Consider the following 18,357-nt stretch of genomic DNA (forward strand, 5'->3'; position numbering starts at 1 on the left):
ACCGGCGGGGGCCGAATTCGCTTGCGGGACCGCCTCGATCAGGCGGTCCGGCCATCTCGATCAGGCCGCGAAACCTCGGATCAGGCCGCGAGTCGGATCAGGCGATGGGCCCGCGGGCCGCCTCGTAGGCCGCGCCGACCCGGTAGAGCCGGTCGTCGGCCAGCGCCGGAGCCATGATCTGCAGACCGACCGGCATGCCGTCGTCCGAGCTCAGCCCGGACGGCACCGACATGGCGCAGTGCCCGGCCAGGTTGGTGGGCAGCGTGCACAGGTCCGAGAGGTACATGGCCAGCGGGTCGTTGACCTTCTCGCCCAGCTTCCACGGGGTGAACGGACTGGTCGGCGAGACCAGCACGTCCACGGTCTCGTAGGCCTGGTCGAAGTCCCGCGCGATCAGGTTGCGGACCTTGTTGGCCTGACCGTAGTAGGCGTCGTAGTAGCCGGCCGACAGCGCGTAGGTGCCGATCATGATGCGGCGCTTGACCTCCGGACCCAGCCCCGCCTCACGGGTCATGGACATGACCTGCTCGGCCGAGTGCGTGCCGTCGTCGCCGACGCGCAGGCCGTACCGCATGGCGTCGAAGCGCGCCAGGTTCGACGACACCTCCGACGGCAGGATCAGGTAGTAGGCGGGCAGCGCGTACTCGAAGTGCGGGCAGGACACCTCGATCACCTCGGCGCCCAGTTCCTTCAGCTGCGCGACCGCGGCGTCGAAGGAGGCGATGACGCCCGGCTGGTAGCTGTCGGAGTGAAGTTCCTTCACCACACCGACTTTCACGCCCCGCAGGTCGCCCTCGGCGCCCTCGCGGGCGGCGGCCACCACCGGCGGCACCGGCACGTTGCGGGAGGTGGAGTCCTTCGGGTCGTAACCCGCGATCACCTCGTGCAGCAGCGCGGTGTCCAGCACGGTGCGACCGCACGGGCCACCCTGATCCAGCGAGGACGCGCAGGCGACCAGGCCGAAGCGGGACACGGTGCCGTAGGTCGGCTTGGTGCCGACGGTCGCGGTGACCGCGGCGGGCTGGCGGATCGAGCCACCGGTGTCGGTGCCGATGGCCAGCGGAGCCTGGTACGAGGCGAGCGCGGCGGCCGAGCCACCACCCGAGCCGCCCGGAATCCGGTCGGTGTCCAAGGGATTGCGGGTCGGGCCGTACGCCGAGTTCTCGGTGGACGATCCCATGGCGAACTCGTCCATGTTCGTCTTGCCGAGGATCGGGATGCCCGCCTCGCGCAGCTTGGTGGTGAGCGTCGCGTCATACGGCGACACCCAGCCCTCGAGCATCTTCGACCCGCAGGTGGTCGGCATGTCCGTGGTGGTGAAAACGTCCTTGAGCGCCAAGGGAACACCGGCCAGCGCCGAGACCACCTTGCCGCCGGCGACCTGACGGTCCACCTCGGCGGCGGTCAGCAGCGCCTGCTCGCCGGCCACGTGCAGGAAGGCGTTGATCTCCCCGTCGACCTCGGCGATGCGCTGGATGTGGGCCTCGGTGACCTCGACCGAGGACACCTCGCGCGCGTGGATCTTGTCCGCGAGTTGGGCTGCGGACAGCTTGGTCAGGTCGGTCATTCGCCCTCTCCCAGAATCTGCGGAACCATGAACCGCTGCTCCTCGACGGCCGGAGCCATGGCGAGGGCCTGCTCCGGAGTCAGGCAGGGCTGCTCCGCATCCGGGCGGGTCACGTTGGTCTCCGGATTCGGGGATGCGGTGGCGGGCACGTCCGCGGCGGCGACCTCGGAGATCTGCGCGACGTGGGTCAGGATGGAATCCAGCTGACCGGCGTACAGATCGAGTTCGTCGTCCGTCAAAGCGAGCCGGGACAGCCGGGCGAGGTGAGCGACCTCGTCCCTGGAGATGGCGGGCACCGCGGGACCCCTTTCGGCATGGTTCGAGCTTGGTGATTGGCCATCCGACAGCCTAGTGGGTCGCCTCGAGCCACCGGTCGCAGGTGTGCGCCAGACCTGGCACCATCAATGTGTAACCGATGGGTAGGTGGCCCGCGTCACAGGGAATGGTTCGATTCGATAACCAGCTCTCGAGAGTGTAAGTATTGCGGGACTCGGGTACCCGTCCGAAAGTTTCGGTCGCACAGTAAAGAAAGGAAGGCACGTGTCTTATCTGCTTCGCGTGCAACTTCCGGATCGCCCAGGGAGTCTCGGATCGTTGGCCTTGGCGCTGGGTTCCGTCGGCGCGGACATCCTCTCGCTGGATGTCGTCGAACGAGGCGACGGCTTCGCGATCGACGACATCGTGGTCGAGGTGCCCTCGGGCGCATTGCCCGACACCCTCATCACCGCGGCCGAATCCCTGCACGATGTGCAGGTCGATTCCCTGCGCCCGTATTCCGGGATGCTGGACACCCACCGCGAACTCGAGCTCATCGATCAGGTCGCCAACGCGCGCGACGATCGATTGCAGGTGCTGGTCGACGGCGTGCCGCGAGTGTTGCGGGTGGGCTGGTCGACCGTGATCGACATGGGCCCGCAGGGCGCCTACCGCGTGGTCGGCTCGCAGAGCGCGCCGTCGACCCAGGCGGCGTCGGCGCCGTGGATGCCACTGGAGAAGCCGACGGTCCTCGACGGCGAGGCCGACTGGCTGCCGCAGCTGTGGAAGGACATGGACACCAAGCTGGCCGCCGCGCCGCTCGGCAATACCGGCAAGGTGCTGCTGCTGGGCCGCCCGGGCGGTCCGGATTTCCGGCCGTCGGAAGTCGCGCGGCTCGGCTATCTGGCCGGGATCGTCGCCGGCGTGCTCGGCTGAGCCACACCACCTTTCGCGCACAGCGCTCCACGCCCCCGCCGGAGATCCGGTGGGGGCGTTCTCGTCTGCCCGCTGGCGTTCATCGGCTCGCATCTACGTACTAACTCAGTAGATTCACAGGATTTACCTACTATTCGACTACGTAGATCATCTACGGTCTTACTTAGTAGACAAGTCACCGACGTGACCAGAACCGGCAAGCAGACCAGCAGTGACGCCATGCAGAGAGGCAGGACGCCATGCCGCAAGCCCATCGATCACGCCCGGCCCTCCGACGAACAACGCTCATCCTCGTCCCCGTGGCCGGTCTGGCCGCGGCCGTGCTCGCCGCCGGGCCCGCCACCGCCGAAGCCCAATCCCGCGGCACCATTTCGCCCGGCGGCGCGGACTCGACCGGACCGCGATCCGACAGCGGGACCCGCCCCGGCGGCGGCACGAACCAGCGCGGCACCGTCACCCACGGCAACGACTCCACCGGAATTCACGCCGGCGATCCCTTCGGCTACTACCACTCCGATATGAATCCAGTTCTGCAGAACCAGCATCCGCGGGAGTCCACCCCCGTCCCCCGGCAGGCCCCGCCGCTCGACGGCCGGGCCGGAAATCCGGCTACCTGGTCGCCGTCCTGGAACTCGGACGGATCGCGGTACACGGTCTGCCGTCCACTGGCCAGCTTCTGCTGACCGCGCACCGAGCCCAGGGAGCCACCGTGCCCATGGAGTTTCGACGGCGCCCGCCCGGCCCCGGCCTGGCGCACGGCCTCGCTCCGTATCGACGGCGTCCTGACCCAGACCCGCCCGCGGGACATCCCGAGGGCCCGCCAGGTTGGCCGGCTCGGCCCAATCGGCCGAGCCGGTCCGCCGCGTTCGGGCGCCGGCCACCCGGCCGGACCCGACCAGCTGAGTCGAGGTCACACCCCTGCCTGGACCTCCAGCCGCATCACGGTGAGCGGTAGACCCGACGGGGTGCGCCAATCCCGTTCCGCCGCATGCTCGAAGCCGAGCCGGTCGTACATGCGGCGCGCGTCCCGCATGCTCGGCATGGTGGTGAGCACCACCGCCTCGAACCCTTCGGCGCGGGCGGTGTCGATCACCCGATCCAGCAGGGCCGTCCCGATACCCAGCCCGCGCGCCCGCTTGGACACCGCGAGCATCCGGAACTCCAGCTCGCCCGGCCGCGCGATATCCGCGAACGGGGTGCCCGGCCGCGCCATCGTCAGTGCGCCCAGTAGTTCGCCGCCGCGGACGGCGACGAGAATCTCGGCCGCCTCGGCCCGGGTCGCGGTATCGGCGAGGTCCGCGACGTACGGGCTCTCGGGGTTCACATGACCCTCGCCCACATAGACCTCGACGGTCAGCTCCGCGACGGCCGCGAAATCCCCGGCCTCGGCATCCCGAATCTCCACCGCGTCATCCGCGCTCGCACCCATCACCGCATCGCCTCCTCGCCCATCGAACATCCCCACCGATCGTGCCGCAGCGGGGCCCCTACCGAGCAGGCACCCGTACCCCTGCCTTCCGATCCCTACGACAATGCGGATCCCTGCGACACGGCCTCGGGGCCGCCCTCGAGGAGTTTCACGAAGCCTTCCTCATCCAGGATGGGGACGCCCAGCTCCTCGGCCTTGGCGGCCTTCGAACCCGGGGCGTCGCCGACGACCACGAAAGCGGTCTTCTTCGAGACGGATCCGGCCGCCTTACCGCCGCGGACGATAATGGCCTCCTTCGCGCCGTCGCGGGTGAAGCCCTGCAGCGAGCCGGTCACCACGATGGACAGGCCCTCCAGATTGCGCTCGATGGATTCGTCGCGCTCGTCGGCCATCCGGACGCCGGCGGCGCTCCACTTGTCGACGATATCGAGATGCCAAGGCACGGTGAACCATTCGGTGACCGCGGCCGCGATGGTGGGGCCGACGCCGTCGGTGGCGGCCAGTTCCTCTGCCGAGGCCGCCCGGATGCGGTCCATGCTGCCGAACGCGGTGGCCAGGGACCGGGCCGCGGTGGGACCGGTGTGACGGATGGAGAGCGCCACCAGTACGCGCCACAGCGGGCGATCCTTGGCGGACTCCAGATTCTCCAGCAGCCGTTTGCCATTGGCCGACAGGGTGCCGTTCTTGTTGGTGAACAGCGTGGTGGTGAGCAGCGCCTCCTCGTCGAGGGCGAACAGGTCGCCCTCATCGGCGATCGCGCCCGACTTCAGCAGGTCGATGGCGGCCTCGTAACCCAGCGCCTCGATATCGAACGCGCCGCGCCCGGCCACGTGGAATACCCGCTCCCGCAACTGCGCCGGGCAGTACTGCTGGTTGGGGCAGCGGATATCGGCGTCGCCCTCCTTGGCGGGGGCCAGCTCGGTGCCGCACTCCGGGCAGTGCGTGGGCATGACGAATGCGCGCTCGCTGCCGTCGCGGACGTCCACAACCGGGCCCAGCACCTCGGGAATCACATCACCGGCCTTGCGGATGGTGACGGTGTCGCCGATGAGCACCCCCTTGCGCTGCACCTCGGAGGCATTGTGCAGGGTGGCCATGGCGACCGTGGAGCCCGCCACCGTGACCGGCCGCATCACCGCGAACGGCGTAACCCGGCCCGTACGACCGACATTCACCTGAATGTCGAGCAGCTTGGTGGTGGCCTCCTCCGGCGGGTACTTGTAGGCGATGGCCCAGCGCGGCGCGCGCGAGGTGGCGCCCAGACGGCGCTGCAGGCTGAACTCGTCGACCTTGATGACCTGGCCGTCGATCTCGTGCTCGATATCGTGGCGGTGCTCGCCCCAGTAGTCGATGCGGTCGACCACCGCGTCCGCGCCCTGCACCCGGATCGTGTGCGCCGACACCGGCAGACCCCACGAGGCCAGGGCGCGGTAGGCCTCGAACTGCGACTGCGGCGCGAAGCCCTCCAACCGGCCGAAGCCGTGGCAGATCATGCGCAGCCGCCGCCGCGCCGTCACCGCCGGGTCCTTCTGCCGCAGCGAACCGGCCGCGGTATTGCGTGGATTCGCGTACGGCGCTTTGCCTTCCGCGACGATGGCGGCATTGAGCGCCTCGAAGTCGGCCAGCGTCATGAACGCCTCGCCGCGCACCTCCAGGAGCTTCGGCACCGGGAACTCGTCGCTGTGGATCAGCTCGTTCGGAATGTCCTCGATGGTGCGGGCATTGAGGGTGACGTCCTCACCGGTGCGGCCGTCGCCGCGGGTGGCGCCGCGCACCAGCCGGCCATCCTCGTAGACGAGGTTCAGGGCGACGCCGTCGATCTTCACCTCGCACACGTAGTGCAGGTCGGTGCCGGCGTCGGCCTCCACCTTGGCGATCCACTGCCGCATCTCGTCCTCGCTGAACACATTGTCCAGCGAGTACATCCGCTCGAGGTGGTCGACCGGCGCGAACTCGGTGGTGAAGCCACCCCCGACCTGCTGGGTCGGCGAATCCGGGGTGCGCAGATCCGGATGCGCCTCCTCGAGCGCCACCAGCCGGTTGAACAGCTCGTCGAACTCGCCGTCGGAGATGATCGGCGCGTCCCGCACGTAGTAGCGGAACTGGTGGTCGCGAACCTCTTCCGCCAGCCGCTGCCACTCGACGCGCTCGTCTCCGCTCGCCGCTGTGATCTCCATGCCCGATTCGCTCACAGCAGGCACTCTATCCCGCCCCACCGACAGGATTGATCAACATTCCCGCACGTCGCACCGTGTTATGCGCCCCCGGGAACAGGCCCGTGACCGCGCGGGTTCCACTCGGTATGGACCTCGCCACGGCAGTCGATTTCGCGCGCTCCCACCGTAAGTCGGTGCTCACCACAATCCGCCGCGACACCCGCCCACAGCTGTCCAACGTGCTGCACTGGGTCGGCGACGACGGCCTTCTCCGCATCTCCATCACCGCCGACCGGGCCAAGTACCACAATCTGGTCCGGGAGCCGTGGGCCGCGCTGCACATGAGCAGTGACGACTTCTGGTCCTACGCGGTGCTCGAGGGCGAGGCCGAGGTCTCCCCCGTGGCCGCCGATCCGCACGATGCCACCGTCGACGAGCTGGTCGCCTACTACCGCGCGCTCAGCGGCGAGCATCCCGACTGGGACGACTACCGGCGCGCCATGGTCGCCGACCGGCGGGCAGTCGTGCGCGTCACTCCCGTCCGGGCCTACGGTCTGCTCCGCTGAGGTTCGCGCACACCGGCATTCGCGATTCGCCGTTCGCGCTTCGTGCCGATCGGTTTTCACTCGCGGCGTTTTCCGCGCTAGTCACCCGTGTTCCACATCCCGATTTCGTGAAAGTTGCCATCCGGGTGCCACCCGCGCGGAATGCCCGAATAAGGTGAGTCGCATTTCCGACCCGCGACCGGCAGGATGTCCAGGGTGTTGCGTAGTTTTCAGGTGTCGAATCATCGGTCGCTCGCCGAACCGCAGGAACTGCGGCTGACGCGGGGTAGCGGGCCGGTCGCCACACCGGTCACCGCCGTCTACGGGACGGCCGCCACCGGGAAGACCAGCCTCATCGATGCGCTCGATCGCATGCGCGACGCTGTGCTCAACTCCGTCACCGGGTGGGATCCGTATTCCGGTCCGGTCCGCACGCCGCACCTCGGATTCTCCGATCGCCCTTCGGAATTCGTGGCGAACTTCGTCGCCGAGGGCTGCCCGTACACCTACGGCTTCCGGCTCGACAATGCCGATGTGGCGGCCGAATGGCTGCACTCGCATCCGCACAACCGCAAGCGCGTGGTTTTCGAGCGCGCCGGCGACGACATCCGCATCGGGCCCATGTTCGAGGCCGCCCGGTACGGGCTGGGTGCGGTGGTGCCGCTGGTACGCCCGAATGCCTTGCTGCTCAGCCTGTCCGGGCAGCTGTACGCCGAGCCGCTGGTTCCCGCCTACCGCTGGTTCCAGTCACTGCTGGAAGTGCAGTGCGGGCAGCCGGATCCGCAGGAGGTCGCGCACCGGGTGGGTTCGCACATCTCCCGCTCGACCGATCACGCGGTGCGGCTGCTGACCCTGCTGCGCGCCGCCGACCTCGGGATCACCGACCTGCTGCTGCCGTCCGACGACCCCATGTACGCCGACTACCTGCGAGATCTGGACACCGATATCGCCTCCACCACAAAGGAAATCGAGTCCTGCACCGTCTCGGCGAACTACGCCGAGGAGATGTTCCTGGAGCACGGCATCACCGTTACCCTGCTGCAGCGCGAACTGGCCAACCTGTACGCCGCCCGTGACGCGCTGTACTCCCGCATGGTGGCTCGCCGCGGCGTCGGCCTGGGCCTGACCCACGAGGGCATCGAGACCGCCTTCGACATCACCGACGAGTCCAGCGCCACCCTGGCCATGCTGCGCCTGCTGCCGCCCATGCTCGACGCCCTCGACACCGGCGGCGTCCTCGCCGTCGACGACATCGACGCCGACCTCACCCCCGAGACCGCCGACAGCCTCATCCAGCTGTTCCAGAACCCCGAAACCAATACCCAGGGCGCGCAACTGGTCTTCACCACCGCCAACCGCACCCTCATCGACCGCGGCAACGGCCGCTCCCAGTCCAAGCGCACCACGGTCTGGCAGCTGCGCCGCCACAACGGCGTCTCCGAACTGACCGCGCACTAGCCCCGGCCCACCGCGCACCGGTCGCGCGGACGCGGTGGGCAAGAACGCCACGCCGCCTAGCATGGAGTTCATGCTCCTGCAGCTCATGTTCGTCCTGCTGATCGGCGGCGCGCTGGCCGCCGTACTGGTGTACTACCGGCGCGGCAGCGGCGGCTCCCTCGCCGCCACCGGCAATGCCGCCACCGTCGGCTTCGAATCGGGCACCCTCCACGTCACCGGCGTCAGCCCCCGCCCCGACGAGCCCGGCGAGCAGTACGTCACCATCAGCGGCAGCATCTCCGGCCCCTCCGTGGTGGCCCACGAGGTCTACGGCCGCTTCGCCTGGGACACCAGCAACTGGCCCGCCATCGGCGATCAGATCCCCGTCGTCTACCCCGCCACGAAACCCGATAGATGGCAACTCGACCATCCCGGCGTCCGCCCCTACTTCGGCTCCAAACGCCCGAAAGACCAGGGCTACTGAAGTTTCCCGCCACGGCCCCGGGAACGCGGGACTACCTCACATCTCGCAGGAACTCCGGCTTCGTGACCAGGTCCGCGACTGCCGATCCCAGTTCCCGGCGAGACCAGGCTGTCGGTCTGTCCCGAATCCCGGCGGTAGCGATCGACGCGGCCCTGCCCAGCCAGCGCCTGGCGGCCATACCGATACGACACAAAGGAAAACCGAGATCGATCGGCGTCGGTCAGCGGCGGATGGCGGCAATGCTGCCGATTCGGGGGTCCGAGAGGGTGGTGGGGCGGCCCAGGTGGGCGACCATGTCGTTCCAGGGGCGGAATTCGGTGGCCCAGCCGATGGTGTTGAGCCAGTGTTCGATGTCGGGGTCTGGGGTGGGTGGGGCGGGAGGGGCGGCGGGGGTGTCGTCGCCGGCGACCAGGCGGCGTAGGTCTCGGTATTGCGGGGCTTCGGGGTCTATGACCATGCGGCCGGCGCCGAAACGGCTTCCGGGGGCGGATAATTCGGTGAGGGTGAGGACTACCTGGCGGTTCCAGTCCTGGTCGAGGTAGCCGAGGGCGCCCTCATCGACCCAGTATGTCGGGATGGCGGGGTCGAAGCCGGTGTCCAGGAGGGTTTTTCGCCAGTTTTCGCGGAGGTCGGCGATGACGACGTGGCGGTGGCAGGTGGGGGTGGCGGCGAGGGCCGCGAGGACCGGTTCCTTGAAGGCGAAAAGTTCGGGGAGGTCGATTTCGTAGACGTGCAGGGTGGACGGGAGACCCAGGCGGTAGGCGCGGGTGTCCAGGCCCGCGCCCAGCACGACGATCTGGCCGCAGCCGGCGGCGATCGCCTCACGGAATCGGTCGTCGATCAGGCGCACGCCGAGGGTGCGGCCGTCGTAGAACTGGTCGGCGAGGGCTTCCATGCGCGCCCAGCGTTCGGGGTCGAAACCCCTGCGGGCCGCGGCCACGAAGTCCTTCGCCTGCGGGTCGTCGTAGAGGCGGTCGTCGCGTTCGGACTCCCGCGCCCGGATGACGGCGACCCCGATCGCGGTCACGGCCACCCCGTCCACGGGCACTGTCGCTGCTGGTTCGGTCATGTTCTGCTCCCCACCGCACAATTAACTTGCCGCCCGGCTAGGTATCTGCCGGTGTCGAAGACGTTAGGCTTTCCCTTGCCGGTCGTCAAGCAAAAGCGGCCGGTCGCCGAGCAGGATGGCCGGTTCTCACAGCCGGGAAACCGGAGCACAGGGAAGGACTCGATGGACGGGCGTCGCAGTGATACGCGGGAGCGGATTCGGTCCGTCGCCATGGAGCTGTTCTCCGAACGCGGGTACGAGAAGACCTCGCTGCGCGAGATCGCCGAACGCCTGGGCGTCACGAAAGCCGCGCTCTACTACCACTTCCGGACCAAGGAAGACATCGTCGCCAGCCTGTCCGAGGATCTGCGCGGCGGCGTCGACGACATCGTGCGGTGGGCCGAGGGCACACCGCCGGGGCCGGAACGGGCCCGCGAGATCGTGATCCGGTACGGCGCGCTGCTGCACAGCCTCGGCAAGGACATGATCCGGTTCTGGCACGAGAACCAGCCCGCCTTCCGCGACCTCGGCTTCGGCACCAGCCTGCGCTACCAGTTCCGGGTCCTGGCCGACCTCATGACCGCGCCCAGCAAGGAACCGCTGGCCACCTTCCACGCCCGGCAGGCGCTGCTGGCCATCAGCTGGAGCCTGTCCATGATGGGCGATCTGGAGCTCTCCGACGAGGAGAGCAACCAGGCATCGGTGAATATCGCGCTGGATATCCTGAACCGGATGTGAGCCGCCGAAACAGCGTGCGGCACAGCATCGCTCCGCGACAGGACGCCGCCGCACCTCACTCGAAGGAGAGCGACTCCGGCTCCTCGGAATAGGCGCGCGCGGTCTCGGCGGCCAGGCTCAGCGCCCGGCGCGCCCACGACAGCGGGGCTCCGGCGAGGCCGCAGGCCGGCGCGACCAGAATCTGCTCGGCCAGCAGCCGGCGCGGGAACCCGAGCCGATCCATCAGGCGCACACCGGGTTCCGCGATATCACGCCAGGTGATCGGCGCGGCGGGCGCGGTGGTGGGCACCAGACCGAGCACCAGTCGCTTTCCGCTGTCCAGCAATTCGCCGATCCGGTCCAGGTCGGAGGTGCCGATGGCGGTCAGGTCGAAGCCGACCCCGGCCGCCCCGCTCTTGCTCAGGAAGCCCAGTGCGGGCTTGTCGGCGCAGGTGTGCACCAGCACCGGCGCGGACTGGCCGCCCGTCACGATGTCCAGGATGTGCAACGCCTCGGGTTCGGGCATGGCGCGCACGGTGTTCAGAACGCTCACGCCCTTCAGCGTGCCCGTCAGTACCGACGTCAGGTGCGGCTCGTCGATCTGGAGCACGACCCGCGTGCCCAGCCGCTTGCCCACCTCCGCCACATGATTCGCGATGCCCTCGGCCAGTGACTCCGAAAGATCGCGCAGCGCACCGGAATCGGTCAGGATGCGATGCCCACCTGGCAGCTCCACCTCCGCGGCGACCGACAGCGGCCCCGCGACCTGCACCTTCACCGGATGCCCGGAGCCCGCCAAACCGCCGGTCTCCCAGGCCTCTTCGAGCGCGTCCAGATCGGTGCGCAGCAGATCGTGTGCCCGCCGCGATACCGCGCCCGGCCGCGCCGCCAGCCGGTACCCGCGGGTGGTGGTGTCGAACTGCATGTCCACCAGCAGCCCCGATACCCGACCGACCGTATCCGCGCCCACCCCGCGGGCGGGCAGTTCGACCAGGTGCGGCAGCTGCCCCAGCTCCCCCACCACGGTCGCCGCCGCCTCCCGCGGATCGGTCCCCGGCCACGAGCCCACCCCGGTCGCGATGCCGCCGCGAAGTTGCGCCGTGTTCGTGTCGTCAGTCATCCCAGCCATCCCGTATCACTCGGCCGTCCGATTCCGAAACCCCACGCACCAATCGAACTCGTCACCTGGGGGCCGAGCCGCGCGGGGTCACTCGCCGGCATCGCCGCGTTCGGTGCGACCGGTCGAATTGGCGTACCAGTCCCAGCAGGTCGCGTTGACGAACCAGTCCCAGGTCTTGCCCGCCCGCTCGGGCGCGTCGGCGGGCCCGGTCGTGGGGCGGCCGCGCTCGGCGTAGGGGGTGACCCGCACGACCACGCCGGTCCGCGGCCGGCTGCGGCCGGTGCCGTTCCCGGCGTCCGCTTTCCCGTCCGGGCCGGGTTGCGGCTCGCCGGGCCGGAATTCGCCGGTGTCGGTGCGGGCGATCTGCTCCGGGAGCACGGCACTGCCCGCCCCGTTCCGGCCGAGCCTGGCCCGCCCGGGCGCGCGGCGCGGGCGCAGGCGCAGCGGCTGCGGCATTCCGGTGCGCCAGACCACCCGGGAGGTCGATCGAATCTGCGGCGCTACATATGATTTCGCGCGTGCGCGCGTGTGGCGGTCGCTCACCGGCCACTTTCCGCGAGCAGTTCGCTTGCGTACGAATGAGGTTCACGCTCGGTGCCGGAGATGGTGCCGCTGCCCAGCACCTCGTCACCCGCCGCGTCGGGGCGGTAGAGAACCACGGCCTGGCCGCGGGCCACACCGGTCAGCGGTTCGCGCAGGTGCACCACCAGGCCGCCGTCCACAGCCTCGGCGACCGCCGGGGCGGTGCCGCCGTGGGCGCGCACCTGAGCCACGCATTCCACCGGGCCGGAAGGGCTTTCGCCCGAGGTCCAGATGGCGCGGTCGGCCAGCACCGTCCACACCTCGAGGTCCTTGGCCGAACCCACGTGCACGGTGCCGGTGTCCGGGTCGATGCCGGTCACGTAGCGCGGCTTGCCGTCGGCCGCCGGGCCGGGCAGGCCCAGGCCCTTGCGCTGGCCGATGGTGAAGCCGTGCACGCCTTCGTGATCGGCGAGCTTGGTGCCGTCGGCGTCGAGCACCGCGCCGGGGCGGACGCCGATCTTCGCGCCCAGGAAGGCCTGGGTGTCGCCGGACGGGATGAAGCAGATGTCGTGGCTGTCGGGCTTGCCGGCCACCGCCAGCCCACGCTCGGCGGCCTCGGCGCGGATCTGCGGCTTCGGGGTGTCGCCGACCGGGAACATGGCGCGTGAAAGCTGGTCGGCGGTCAGGACGGCCAGCACGTACGACTGATCCTTGTCCTCGTCCACGGCCCGGCGCAGCACGCCGTCCTCGAGTCGCGCGTAATGCCCGGTGACCACGGCGTCGAAGCCGAGCGCCACCGCGCGGTCGGCCAGCGCCGAGAACTTGATCTTCTCGTTGCAGCGCAGGCACGGATTGGGGGTCTCACCGGCGGCGTACGCGGCGACGAAGTCGTCGATCACGTCCTCCTTGAACCGGTCGGCGAAATCCCAGACGTAGAACGGGATTCCGAGCACGTCGGCGGCGCGCCGGGCGTCACCGGCGTCCTCCTTCGAACAGCAGCCGCGCGACCCGGTGCGTAGTGTGCCCGGACTCGCGGACAGCGCCAGGTGCACGCCGACCACCTCGTGTCCGGCGTCCACCGCGCGGGCGGCCGCCACGGCAGAATCCACGCCACCACTCATCGCGGCAAGTACTCGCATCTAGAAGCCTCCCTTCGCTCCGGCCAGTCCGGCCGCCTTCGCCCGTTCCACGACCTGCGGCAGCACGGCCAGCAGGGCATCGATATCGGCGTCGGTCGAATTGTGTCCCAATGAGAATCGCAGAGAACCGCGCGCCAGCGCCGGTTCCACGCCCATGGCGAGCAGCACATGGGAGGGTCCGGCCACACCGGCATTGCACGCGGATCCGGTCGAGCACTCGATCCCGGCGGCGTCCAGCAGCATGAGCAGCGAATCGCCCTCGCAGCCGGGGAACGTGAAGTGGGCGTTGCCCGGCATGCGGTGCGCGCCGGTCGCCCCGTTGAGGATCGCGTCCGGCACGACGGCGCGCACGCCCTCGATGAGCCGGTCCCGCAACAGCTCCACTTCCACCGCGCGCACGGCCATGCCGGCCACGGTCTCGCGGATCGCGGCGGCCAGCCCGGCCGCCGCGGGCACGTCCGAGGTGCCCGAGCGCAGATCCCGCTCGTGCCCGCCGCCGTGCAGCAGCGGCACCGCGGGCGCCTGCCGGCCCAGCAGCAGCACGCCCGCGCCGTGCGGGCCGCCGACCTTGTGCCCGGCGAAACTGGCGGCGGCCAATCCGCTGGCGGCGAAGTCGATGGGCAGCTGCGCGGCGGCCTGCACCGCGTCGCTGTGCATGGGTACATCGAATTCCTGTGCCACCGCGGCCAATTCGTGGATCGGCTGGATGGTGCCGACCTCGTTGTTGGCCCACATGACGCTCACCAGCGCCGTCTCGGCGGCGTACTCGGCCAGCGCGTCGCGCAGCGTGCGCGGCGAGACGATGCCCTGGGCATCGCACTCCAGCCAGGTGATGCGCGCGCCCTCGTGCTGCTCGAGCCACTCCACCGTGTCCAGCACCGCGTGATGCTCGACCGAGCTCACCAGGATCCGGTTCCGCCGCGGATCGGCGTCACGGCGCGCCCAGTAGATGCCCTTGACGGCGAGATTGTCACTCTCGGTGCCGCCCGAGGTGAAGATCACTTCCGAGGGCCGTGCCCCCAGCCCCGCCGCGATCGACTCCCGCGCCTCTTCCAGCACCCGCCGGGCGGCCCGCCCGGACCCGTGCAGCGAGGACGCGTTGCCCGTCATCCCCAGCGCAGCGCACATCGCCTCGACAGCGACCGGGAACATGGGTGTCGTGGCCGCGTGATCGAGGTAGACCGTCTGGGCACCGACCGGACCCGGGAAAACCGACTTCATGACCAGTAAAGGATAGCGGCCACCGTCGAGACGATATTCCCGCCATACCCCGGCCGCGTCACGCACCCGAAGCCCGGCCGCCCGCGCCCGCGATCCGCCTGCGCGGGCGGCCTCATCCGGCCGGTGACGTTTCGCATGGTCGGACTTGGCTCAGCAGACCATCGATGAACGCGCACAGCCCCTGATGGTAGGCATCGCGGGCGGCGAGCGCGGGCCAGCGCGCGCCGATCGCGGCCAGGCGCGGCACCTGCTCGGGTCGAGACCGCTGGACGAGGCTCGGCCCGCGGCGGCCTCGGGCGCGCCCTCGCGCACGGAGTGGGCGCGGACGAGGATCTCGCCGACCATGTAGAACCAGATGCTGCGGAAGACATGGACCGCCTGATCCGGTGTGCACCCGTAATCCTCGGCTCCCGCGAGGATGGCGTCGACCATCCACAGCGCTGATTCGTCGAGCAGGCCGACGAACCCGTCGACGGTGAGGATCTCCGGCCCACGGCCGGCCCGCCAGCGTGTCGTGCATGGCGCCGGCGGCCGCCGCGATGCGGTCGCGCGGATCATCGGGCAGGTCCGGGCGTTCGGCCTGGCCGGCGTAGTGATTGAGCAGCACCAGCAGGTCGCCCTTGTCCTGCACGTGGCGGTACAGGGTGGTCGTCCCGATACCGATCGCGGCGGCGAGCCGTCGGATGGTCATGCACGCGCGGCTCGTCATGATCCTGGCGGGCCTCGACCATGCCCGGCCCGACATCGACGTCCCCGGCCATCTGACAACGCGGGGGCGGGATCTGCTCGCCCTCGCCCGGGCCGGGCACGACTGCGTGGACTCCCTGCAGGCCGCGGTCGCGGGTGAGTCGGTCGGTTCGCTCTTCTCCGCGCCGCTCTCCGACCCGACGCTGATGGCGGCATTGTGTGAACTACCTCTCGGTCCACACGACCGGCTACCGCACCCCGGTTCTCCTGCTGCAGGACGGATCCGACACGGTCCAGCCGCTCCTCCGACCACCGTGCTTCTGCAACAACAACTCCGAGCCGGCGGCATCGACAGCCGACTGGTGCTGCACGCGCCCGCCACCCACTTCACGATCCTCGAATCGACCCGGCCCGAAGCTCGCATCTTCCTGGCCCATGTCCTGCCGGCCCGCGAATCCTGAACCGGCAGAGAACTATCCACGCAAGCGAGCCCGAGCACCTCGAATTCGGACAATCGACGGCACCCGAACAGTCCGTGTTCCCTGCGTATTTCGCGCTCTATGTGTGGTTTCCTGGCGTCTTCAACGGCGCAGCGTGCCAGCTTGCAGACCACGCGTGCCGATCTTGTTCCGGGATGGTGCGACGTCGGTGGCGATGTACCAGAATCAGCGCTGCCGTTGCCGTCTCGCGGACCGGCCCCGATTACACGCGGCCGACCGCACACACCAGGACATGGGCAATGGGGTGTTGTGGGGCGCGGCCGCGACCGATTCCACATGGAAGGTCGATACGTGCCCAAGCACCTGATCACACTGGCGACGATCGCGATGGCGGCGGTAGTCCTCGCGGGCTGTGACAACCACCGCAGCGAACCACTGTCCCCGCCCGCGCCGGCAACCTCGGTACCGTTCTTCGGCGGCGGCCAGATCCCGGATGTGATCGACGTACCGACCACCACCCCCTCCAGCACCACGACCAAGACCCGGTGACAGCCGGGCATTGATCGCAAAACGCCCGTAACCCTTTCGGTTGCGGATCGGGCAGGCGGGCTACGATCGCGGCGGGCTGTTGGAGCGCACTGCCCGACGTGATCGACACTCGTGTGGAGGAATTCACCATGGCTTACGTTGTGGACTTCGGCGCCGTCTCGACCGTCGGGCTGGAATCGTCACCGGTCGCGGAAGCACTGGCCGGACTGCGGGCGAACGAGGCCCGCTACTACAAGAACAAGTACGACCATGTCTTCACGGTCGAGCCCGCGAAGGACGCGCAGCCCACCGTCAACTGGGTGAGCCGCATCCTCGAGAAGGAACGGTCCATCGTCATCGCCTCCCCGCCCCTGGAGGCGACGGCCTTCCAGGTCGACGGCATTCGCATGGCCTATGTGTTCTACGAGAGCGGCCTCTCGGTCAACGTCATGTACACCATCGACAACGCCGGGAAACGAGCAGTCGGTTTCAAGCTCTCTGACGGCATGGAAGTCCCCGAGGAACTCTCCGCCTTCAAGTTCGCCCGGCAGAAGTCGAAGCTGGCCGGCACCATCCGCGGCTCCTACTTCGTCATCAAGGGCGAGTACTGACGCTCGGCCCCAGCAGAATTCACGTATGAAGGTCCACACGTCGCATCCGATCGTGGATACGGTGCTCGATCGGCATCTGGGGGAGCTGGGCGCCAGCTTTCCGGTGTACCGCAATCATGTGTTGCGCTGCCTGAATTATCAGGAGCGACTGCTGGGTGAGCCGGTGCCCCGGACCGCCGCCTTGGCCTGGGCCGTACACGATCTCGCCATCTGGACGGCCGGGACATGGGACTACCTGGAGCCGTCGGCGGATCTGGCCGACGTGCACGCCGCCGAGTTCGGGATCGCCGACGTCGCGGCGGTGCGGCGCATGGTGCTCGACCATCATCGGATCCGGGGCGTCGACGACCGCGTGACCGAGACCTTCCGCCTCGCCGACCGCATCGACCTCACTCGTGGACTGTGGCATCGGCCGCTGACCCGGGCGGACGTCGATTCTGTTGTCGCACAGCTCCCGTACCTCGGCTTCCACCGATTTCTGGCTCGCCGGGCCAGTTCCTACGCCGTGCACCATCCGACCCGCCCGATGCCCATGATGCGCTGGTAGACCCGGGGACGAGATGCGTTCGAGCAGAAGGCCGCAACGGCCCGCAGCCGACGAAGATCTGCGGGACGTTGCGGCCGGGTGGGCACTCGGCCCGGTGGGTACTGTCCAGCGCCGGTGCCGCCGGCGCCAGATGGTGCGCACGGGAACGTAACCAATCCGTGTCGCCACCGGCAAACCCCGGCGTGGCGTGACCGGCCGTGGCGGGCGAAGCGAAAACCGTTCTGCGCCAACGTGTTCGCCGAGGACGTACAGCCCAGGCAGCGCGACACGCCGACATTCGGACAATCGGGGCCACAGCAGACTCACAGGACCGCCGTGCGCCCGGAGCCCGGCTAGGTCACCGAATCCAGGGACGAGAAGACGACCACATTGGACTCGTAGCTCTTCGCCGCCTGATCGAACTGGCCGCCACACGTGACCACCTGCAGCGTCGCGCCACCGCGAGGACCGAAGACGAGCTGGTCGGGGAACTGCGATTTCAGGTACATGCGGACATCGGTGACCTTGAAGTGCGCGGTCTTGCCGTCCGCGCGCTTCACGTCGATCATGTCGCCCGGCTTCGTCTTCTTCAGGTAGAAGAAGACGCCCATGCCCTTGTAGGAGTCGACGTGACCGAGGATGACCGCCGAACCCTGCTCCCCGGGCGCGGGACCCTGCTGGTACCAGCCTGCCTGCTGGTAGTCGGCGGGCACCTGGACCGAGCCATCGGCATTGAGCCCCACCGCGATCAGCGAACCCGAGGCCTTGATCGAGGCGATGTCGAACGACACCGGGGTGGACCGGCTGATCGCGGCCGCGGTCTTCACGCCCGTGGCGGACGCGGCCGCCGTGGTCGTGCTCGCGGCCGGATGGGTCGCGCCGGAGGACGAACATCCGGTCACCAGGGCCAGGATGATCGCCACCACGGCGATCAGCGCACCGCGTAGCGGTCGGCGGATTCTCAACGCGCCCAGCGCGTTTCCATTCAT

The 18,357-nt window shown here is 69.1% G+C and carries 21 protein-coding genes; 10 read left to right on the forward strand and 11 right to left on the reverse strand.

All coding sequences use genetic code 11. The features are described from left to right. Window positions 1–97 precede the first annotated feature (97 nt). Both gatA and gatC read right to left on the reverse strand, forming a co-directional pair. Entirely contained in the window at window positions 98–1,567 is a 1,470-nt protein-coding gene (gatA, locus tag ON33_RS17620) for an Asp-tRNA(Asn)/Glu-tRNA(Gln) amidotransferase subunit GatA (RefSeq protein WP_040860065.1), read from the reverse strand. Beyond that, window positions 1,564–1,863 carry an Asp-tRNA(Asn)/Glu-tRNA(Gln) amidotransferase subunit GatC gene (gatC, locus tag ON33_RS17625; RefSeq protein ID WP_040860066.1) on the reverse strand — a complete coding sequence of 100 codons (300 nt, stop codon included), beginning with the start codon at window positions 1,861–1,863 and terminating at the stop codon, window positions 1,564–1,566. Before gatC ends, gatA begins: the two co-directional genes overlap by 4 nt. Before the next feature lie 244 nt (window positions 1,864–2,107). On the opposite strand from gatC, the gene ON33_RS17630 reads away from it, so the two are divergent. Together ON33_RS17630 and ON33_RS17635 are read left to right on the forward strand one after the other, a co-directional pair. Continuing rightward, entirely contained in the window at window positions 2,108–2,758 is a 651-nt protein-coding gene (locus tag ON33_RS17630; protein WP_040860067.1) for an ACT domain-containing protein, read from the forward strand. Between the two features lie 299 nt (window positions 2,759–3,057). Further along, complete coding sequence (locus tag ON33_RS17635; RefSeq protein WP_040860068.1) at window positions 3,058–3,441, forward strand: hypothetical protein; 384 nt, start codon at window positions 3,058–3,060, stop codon at window positions 3,439–3,441. Between the two features lie 227 nt (window positions 3,442–3,668). On the opposite strand, the gene ON33_RS17640 is transcribed toward ON33_RS17635, so the two are convergent. Beyond that, entirely contained in the window at window positions 3,669–4,187 is a 519-nt protein-coding gene (locus ON33_RS17640; RefSeq protein ID WP_040860069.1) for a GNAT family N-acetyltransferase, read from the reverse strand. Window positions 4,188–4,282: 95 nt separating this feature from the next. Then, on the reverse strand, window positions 4,283–6,364 hold the full coding sequence (gene ligA, locus ON33_RS17645) for an NAD-dependent DNA ligase LigA (protein ID WP_085996797.1): 2,082 nt from the start codon (window positions 6,362–6,364) through the stop codon (window positions 4,283–4,285). Window positions 6,365–6,489: 125 nt separating this feature from the next. On the opposite strand from ligA, the gene ON33_RS17650 reads away from it, so the two are divergent. The 3 genes from ON33_RS17650 (at window position 6,490) to ON33_RS17660 (ending at window position 8,809) form a co-directional block, all read left to right on the forward strand. Further along, window positions 6,490–6,909, forward strand: coding sequence for a PPOX class F420-dependent oxidoreductase (locus tag ON33_RS17650; RefSeq protein WP_040860071.1), 420 nt, complete (start codon window positions 6,490–6,492; stop codon window positions 6,907–6,909). Between the two features lie 195 nt (window positions 6,910–7,104). Then, the gene (locus tag ON33_RS17655) at window positions 7,105–8,346 is read left to right on the forward strand and encodes an AAA family ATPase (RefSeq protein ID WP_040860072.1); all 1,242 of its coding nucleotides are present in this window, start codon (window positions 7,105–7,107) and stop codon (window positions 8,344–8,346) included. Window positions 8,347–8,416: 70 nt separating this feature from the next. Beyond that, entirely contained in the window at window positions 8,417–8,809 is a 393-nt protein-coding gene (locus ON33_RS17660; RefSeq protein WP_040860510.1) for a hypothetical protein, read from the forward strand. Window positions 8,810–9,029: 220 nt separating this feature from the next. Here ON33_RS17660 and ON33_RS17665 read toward each other — a convergent pair whose 3' ends face one another. Continuing rightward, the gene (locus ON33_RS17665) at window positions 9,030–9,878 is read right to left on the reverse strand and encodes an SAM-dependent methyltransferase (RefSeq protein WP_040860511.1); all 849 of its coding nucleotides are present in this window, start codon (window positions 9,876–9,878) and stop codon (window positions 9,030–9,032) included. Window positions 9,879–10,040: 162 nt separating this feature from the next. On the opposite strand from ON33_RS17665, the gene ON33_RS17670 reads away from it, so the two are divergent. Next, window positions 10,041–10,595, forward strand: a complete 555-nt coding sequence (locus ON33_RS17670; protein WP_040860512.1) for a TetR/AcrR family transcriptional regulator — start codon at window positions 10,041–10,043, stop codon at window positions 10,593–10,595. A 55-nt stretch (window positions 10,596–10,650) separates the two neighbouring features. Here the strand turns inward: ON33_RS17670 and ON33_RS17675 are convergent, their stop codons facing one another. From ON33_RS17675 to ON33_RS42780, 5 genes are all read right to left on the reverse strand, one after another. Continuing rightward, window positions 10,651–11,694, reverse strand: coding sequence for a methionine synthase (locus ON33_RS17675; RefSeq protein WP_040860073.1), 1,044 nt, complete (start codon window positions 11,692–11,694; stop codon window positions 10,651–10,653). Window positions 11,695–11,781: 87 nt separating this feature from the next. Then, complete coding sequence (locus ON33_RS17680) at window positions 11,782–12,168, reverse strand: hypothetical protein (protein WP_040860074.1); 387 nt, start codon at window positions 12,166–12,168, stop codon at window positions 11,782–11,784. A gap of 65 nt (window positions 12,169–12,233) precedes the next feature. Next, complete coding sequence (gene mnmA / locus ON33_RS17685; RefSeq protein ID WP_051152409.1) at window positions 12,234–13,355, reverse strand: tRNA 2-thiouridine(34) synthase MnmA; 1,122 nt, start codon at window positions 13,353–13,355, stop codon at window positions 12,234–12,236. Continuing rightward, the gene (locus ON33_RS17690; protein WP_040860075.1) at window positions 13,356–14,576 is read right to left on the reverse strand and encodes a cysteine desulfurase family protein; all 1,221 of its coding nucleotides are present in this window, start codon (window positions 14,574–14,576) and stop codon (window positions 13,356–13,358) included. It lies immediately after the preceding gene. Between the two features lie 150 nt (window positions 14,577–14,726). Beyond that, entirely contained in the window at window positions 14,727–15,134 is a 408-nt protein-coding gene (locus ON33_RS42780) for a hypothetical protein (protein ID WP_218001456.1), read from the reverse strand. Between the two features lie 125 nt (window positions 15,135–15,259). Between ON33_RS42780 and ON33_RS41335 the strand changes: the two genes are divergently transcribed. From ON33_RS41335 to ON33_RS17710, 4 genes are all read left to right on the forward strand, one after another. Continuing rightward, entirely contained in the window at window positions 15,260–15,724 is a 465-nt protein-coding gene (locus tag ON33_RS41335) for a hypothetical protein (protein ID WP_169336816.1), read from the forward strand. Between the two features lie 330 nt (window positions 15,725–16,054). Beyond that, on the forward strand, window positions 16,055–16,252 hold the full coding sequence (locus tag ON33_RS17700) for a hypothetical protein (RefSeq protein WP_157184587.1): 198 nt from the start codon (window positions 16,055–16,057) through the stop codon (window positions 16,250–16,252). A gap of 128 nt (window positions 16,253–16,380) precedes the next feature. Then, window positions 16,381–16,842, forward strand: coding sequence for a DUF8821 family protein (locus ON33_RS17705; RefSeq protein ID WP_040860514.1), 462 nt, complete (start codon window positions 16,381–16,383; stop codon window positions 16,840–16,842). A 25-nt stretch (window positions 16,843–16,867) separates the two neighbouring features. Beyond that, window positions 16,868–17,389: a hypothetical protein gene (locus ON33_RS17710; RefSeq protein WP_040860077.1), complete on the forward strand. Its 522-nt coding sequence runs from the start codon at window positions 16,868–16,870 to the stop codon at window positions 17,387–17,389. 332 nt (window positions 17,390–17,721) lie between these two features. Here the strand turns inward: ON33_RS17710 and ON33_RS17715 are convergent, their stop codons facing one another. Then, complete coding sequence (locus ON33_RS17715) at window positions 17,722–18,357, reverse strand: class F sortase (RefSeq protein WP_245550608.1); 636 nt, start codon at window positions 18,355–18,357, stop codon at window positions 17,722–17,724.

The sequence above is a fragment of the Nocardia niigatensis NBRC 100131 genome, assembly GCF_000308655.1.
Lineage (GTDB): Bacteria > Actinomycetota > Actinomycetes > Mycobacteriales > Mycobacteriaceae > Nocardia > Nocardia niigatensis.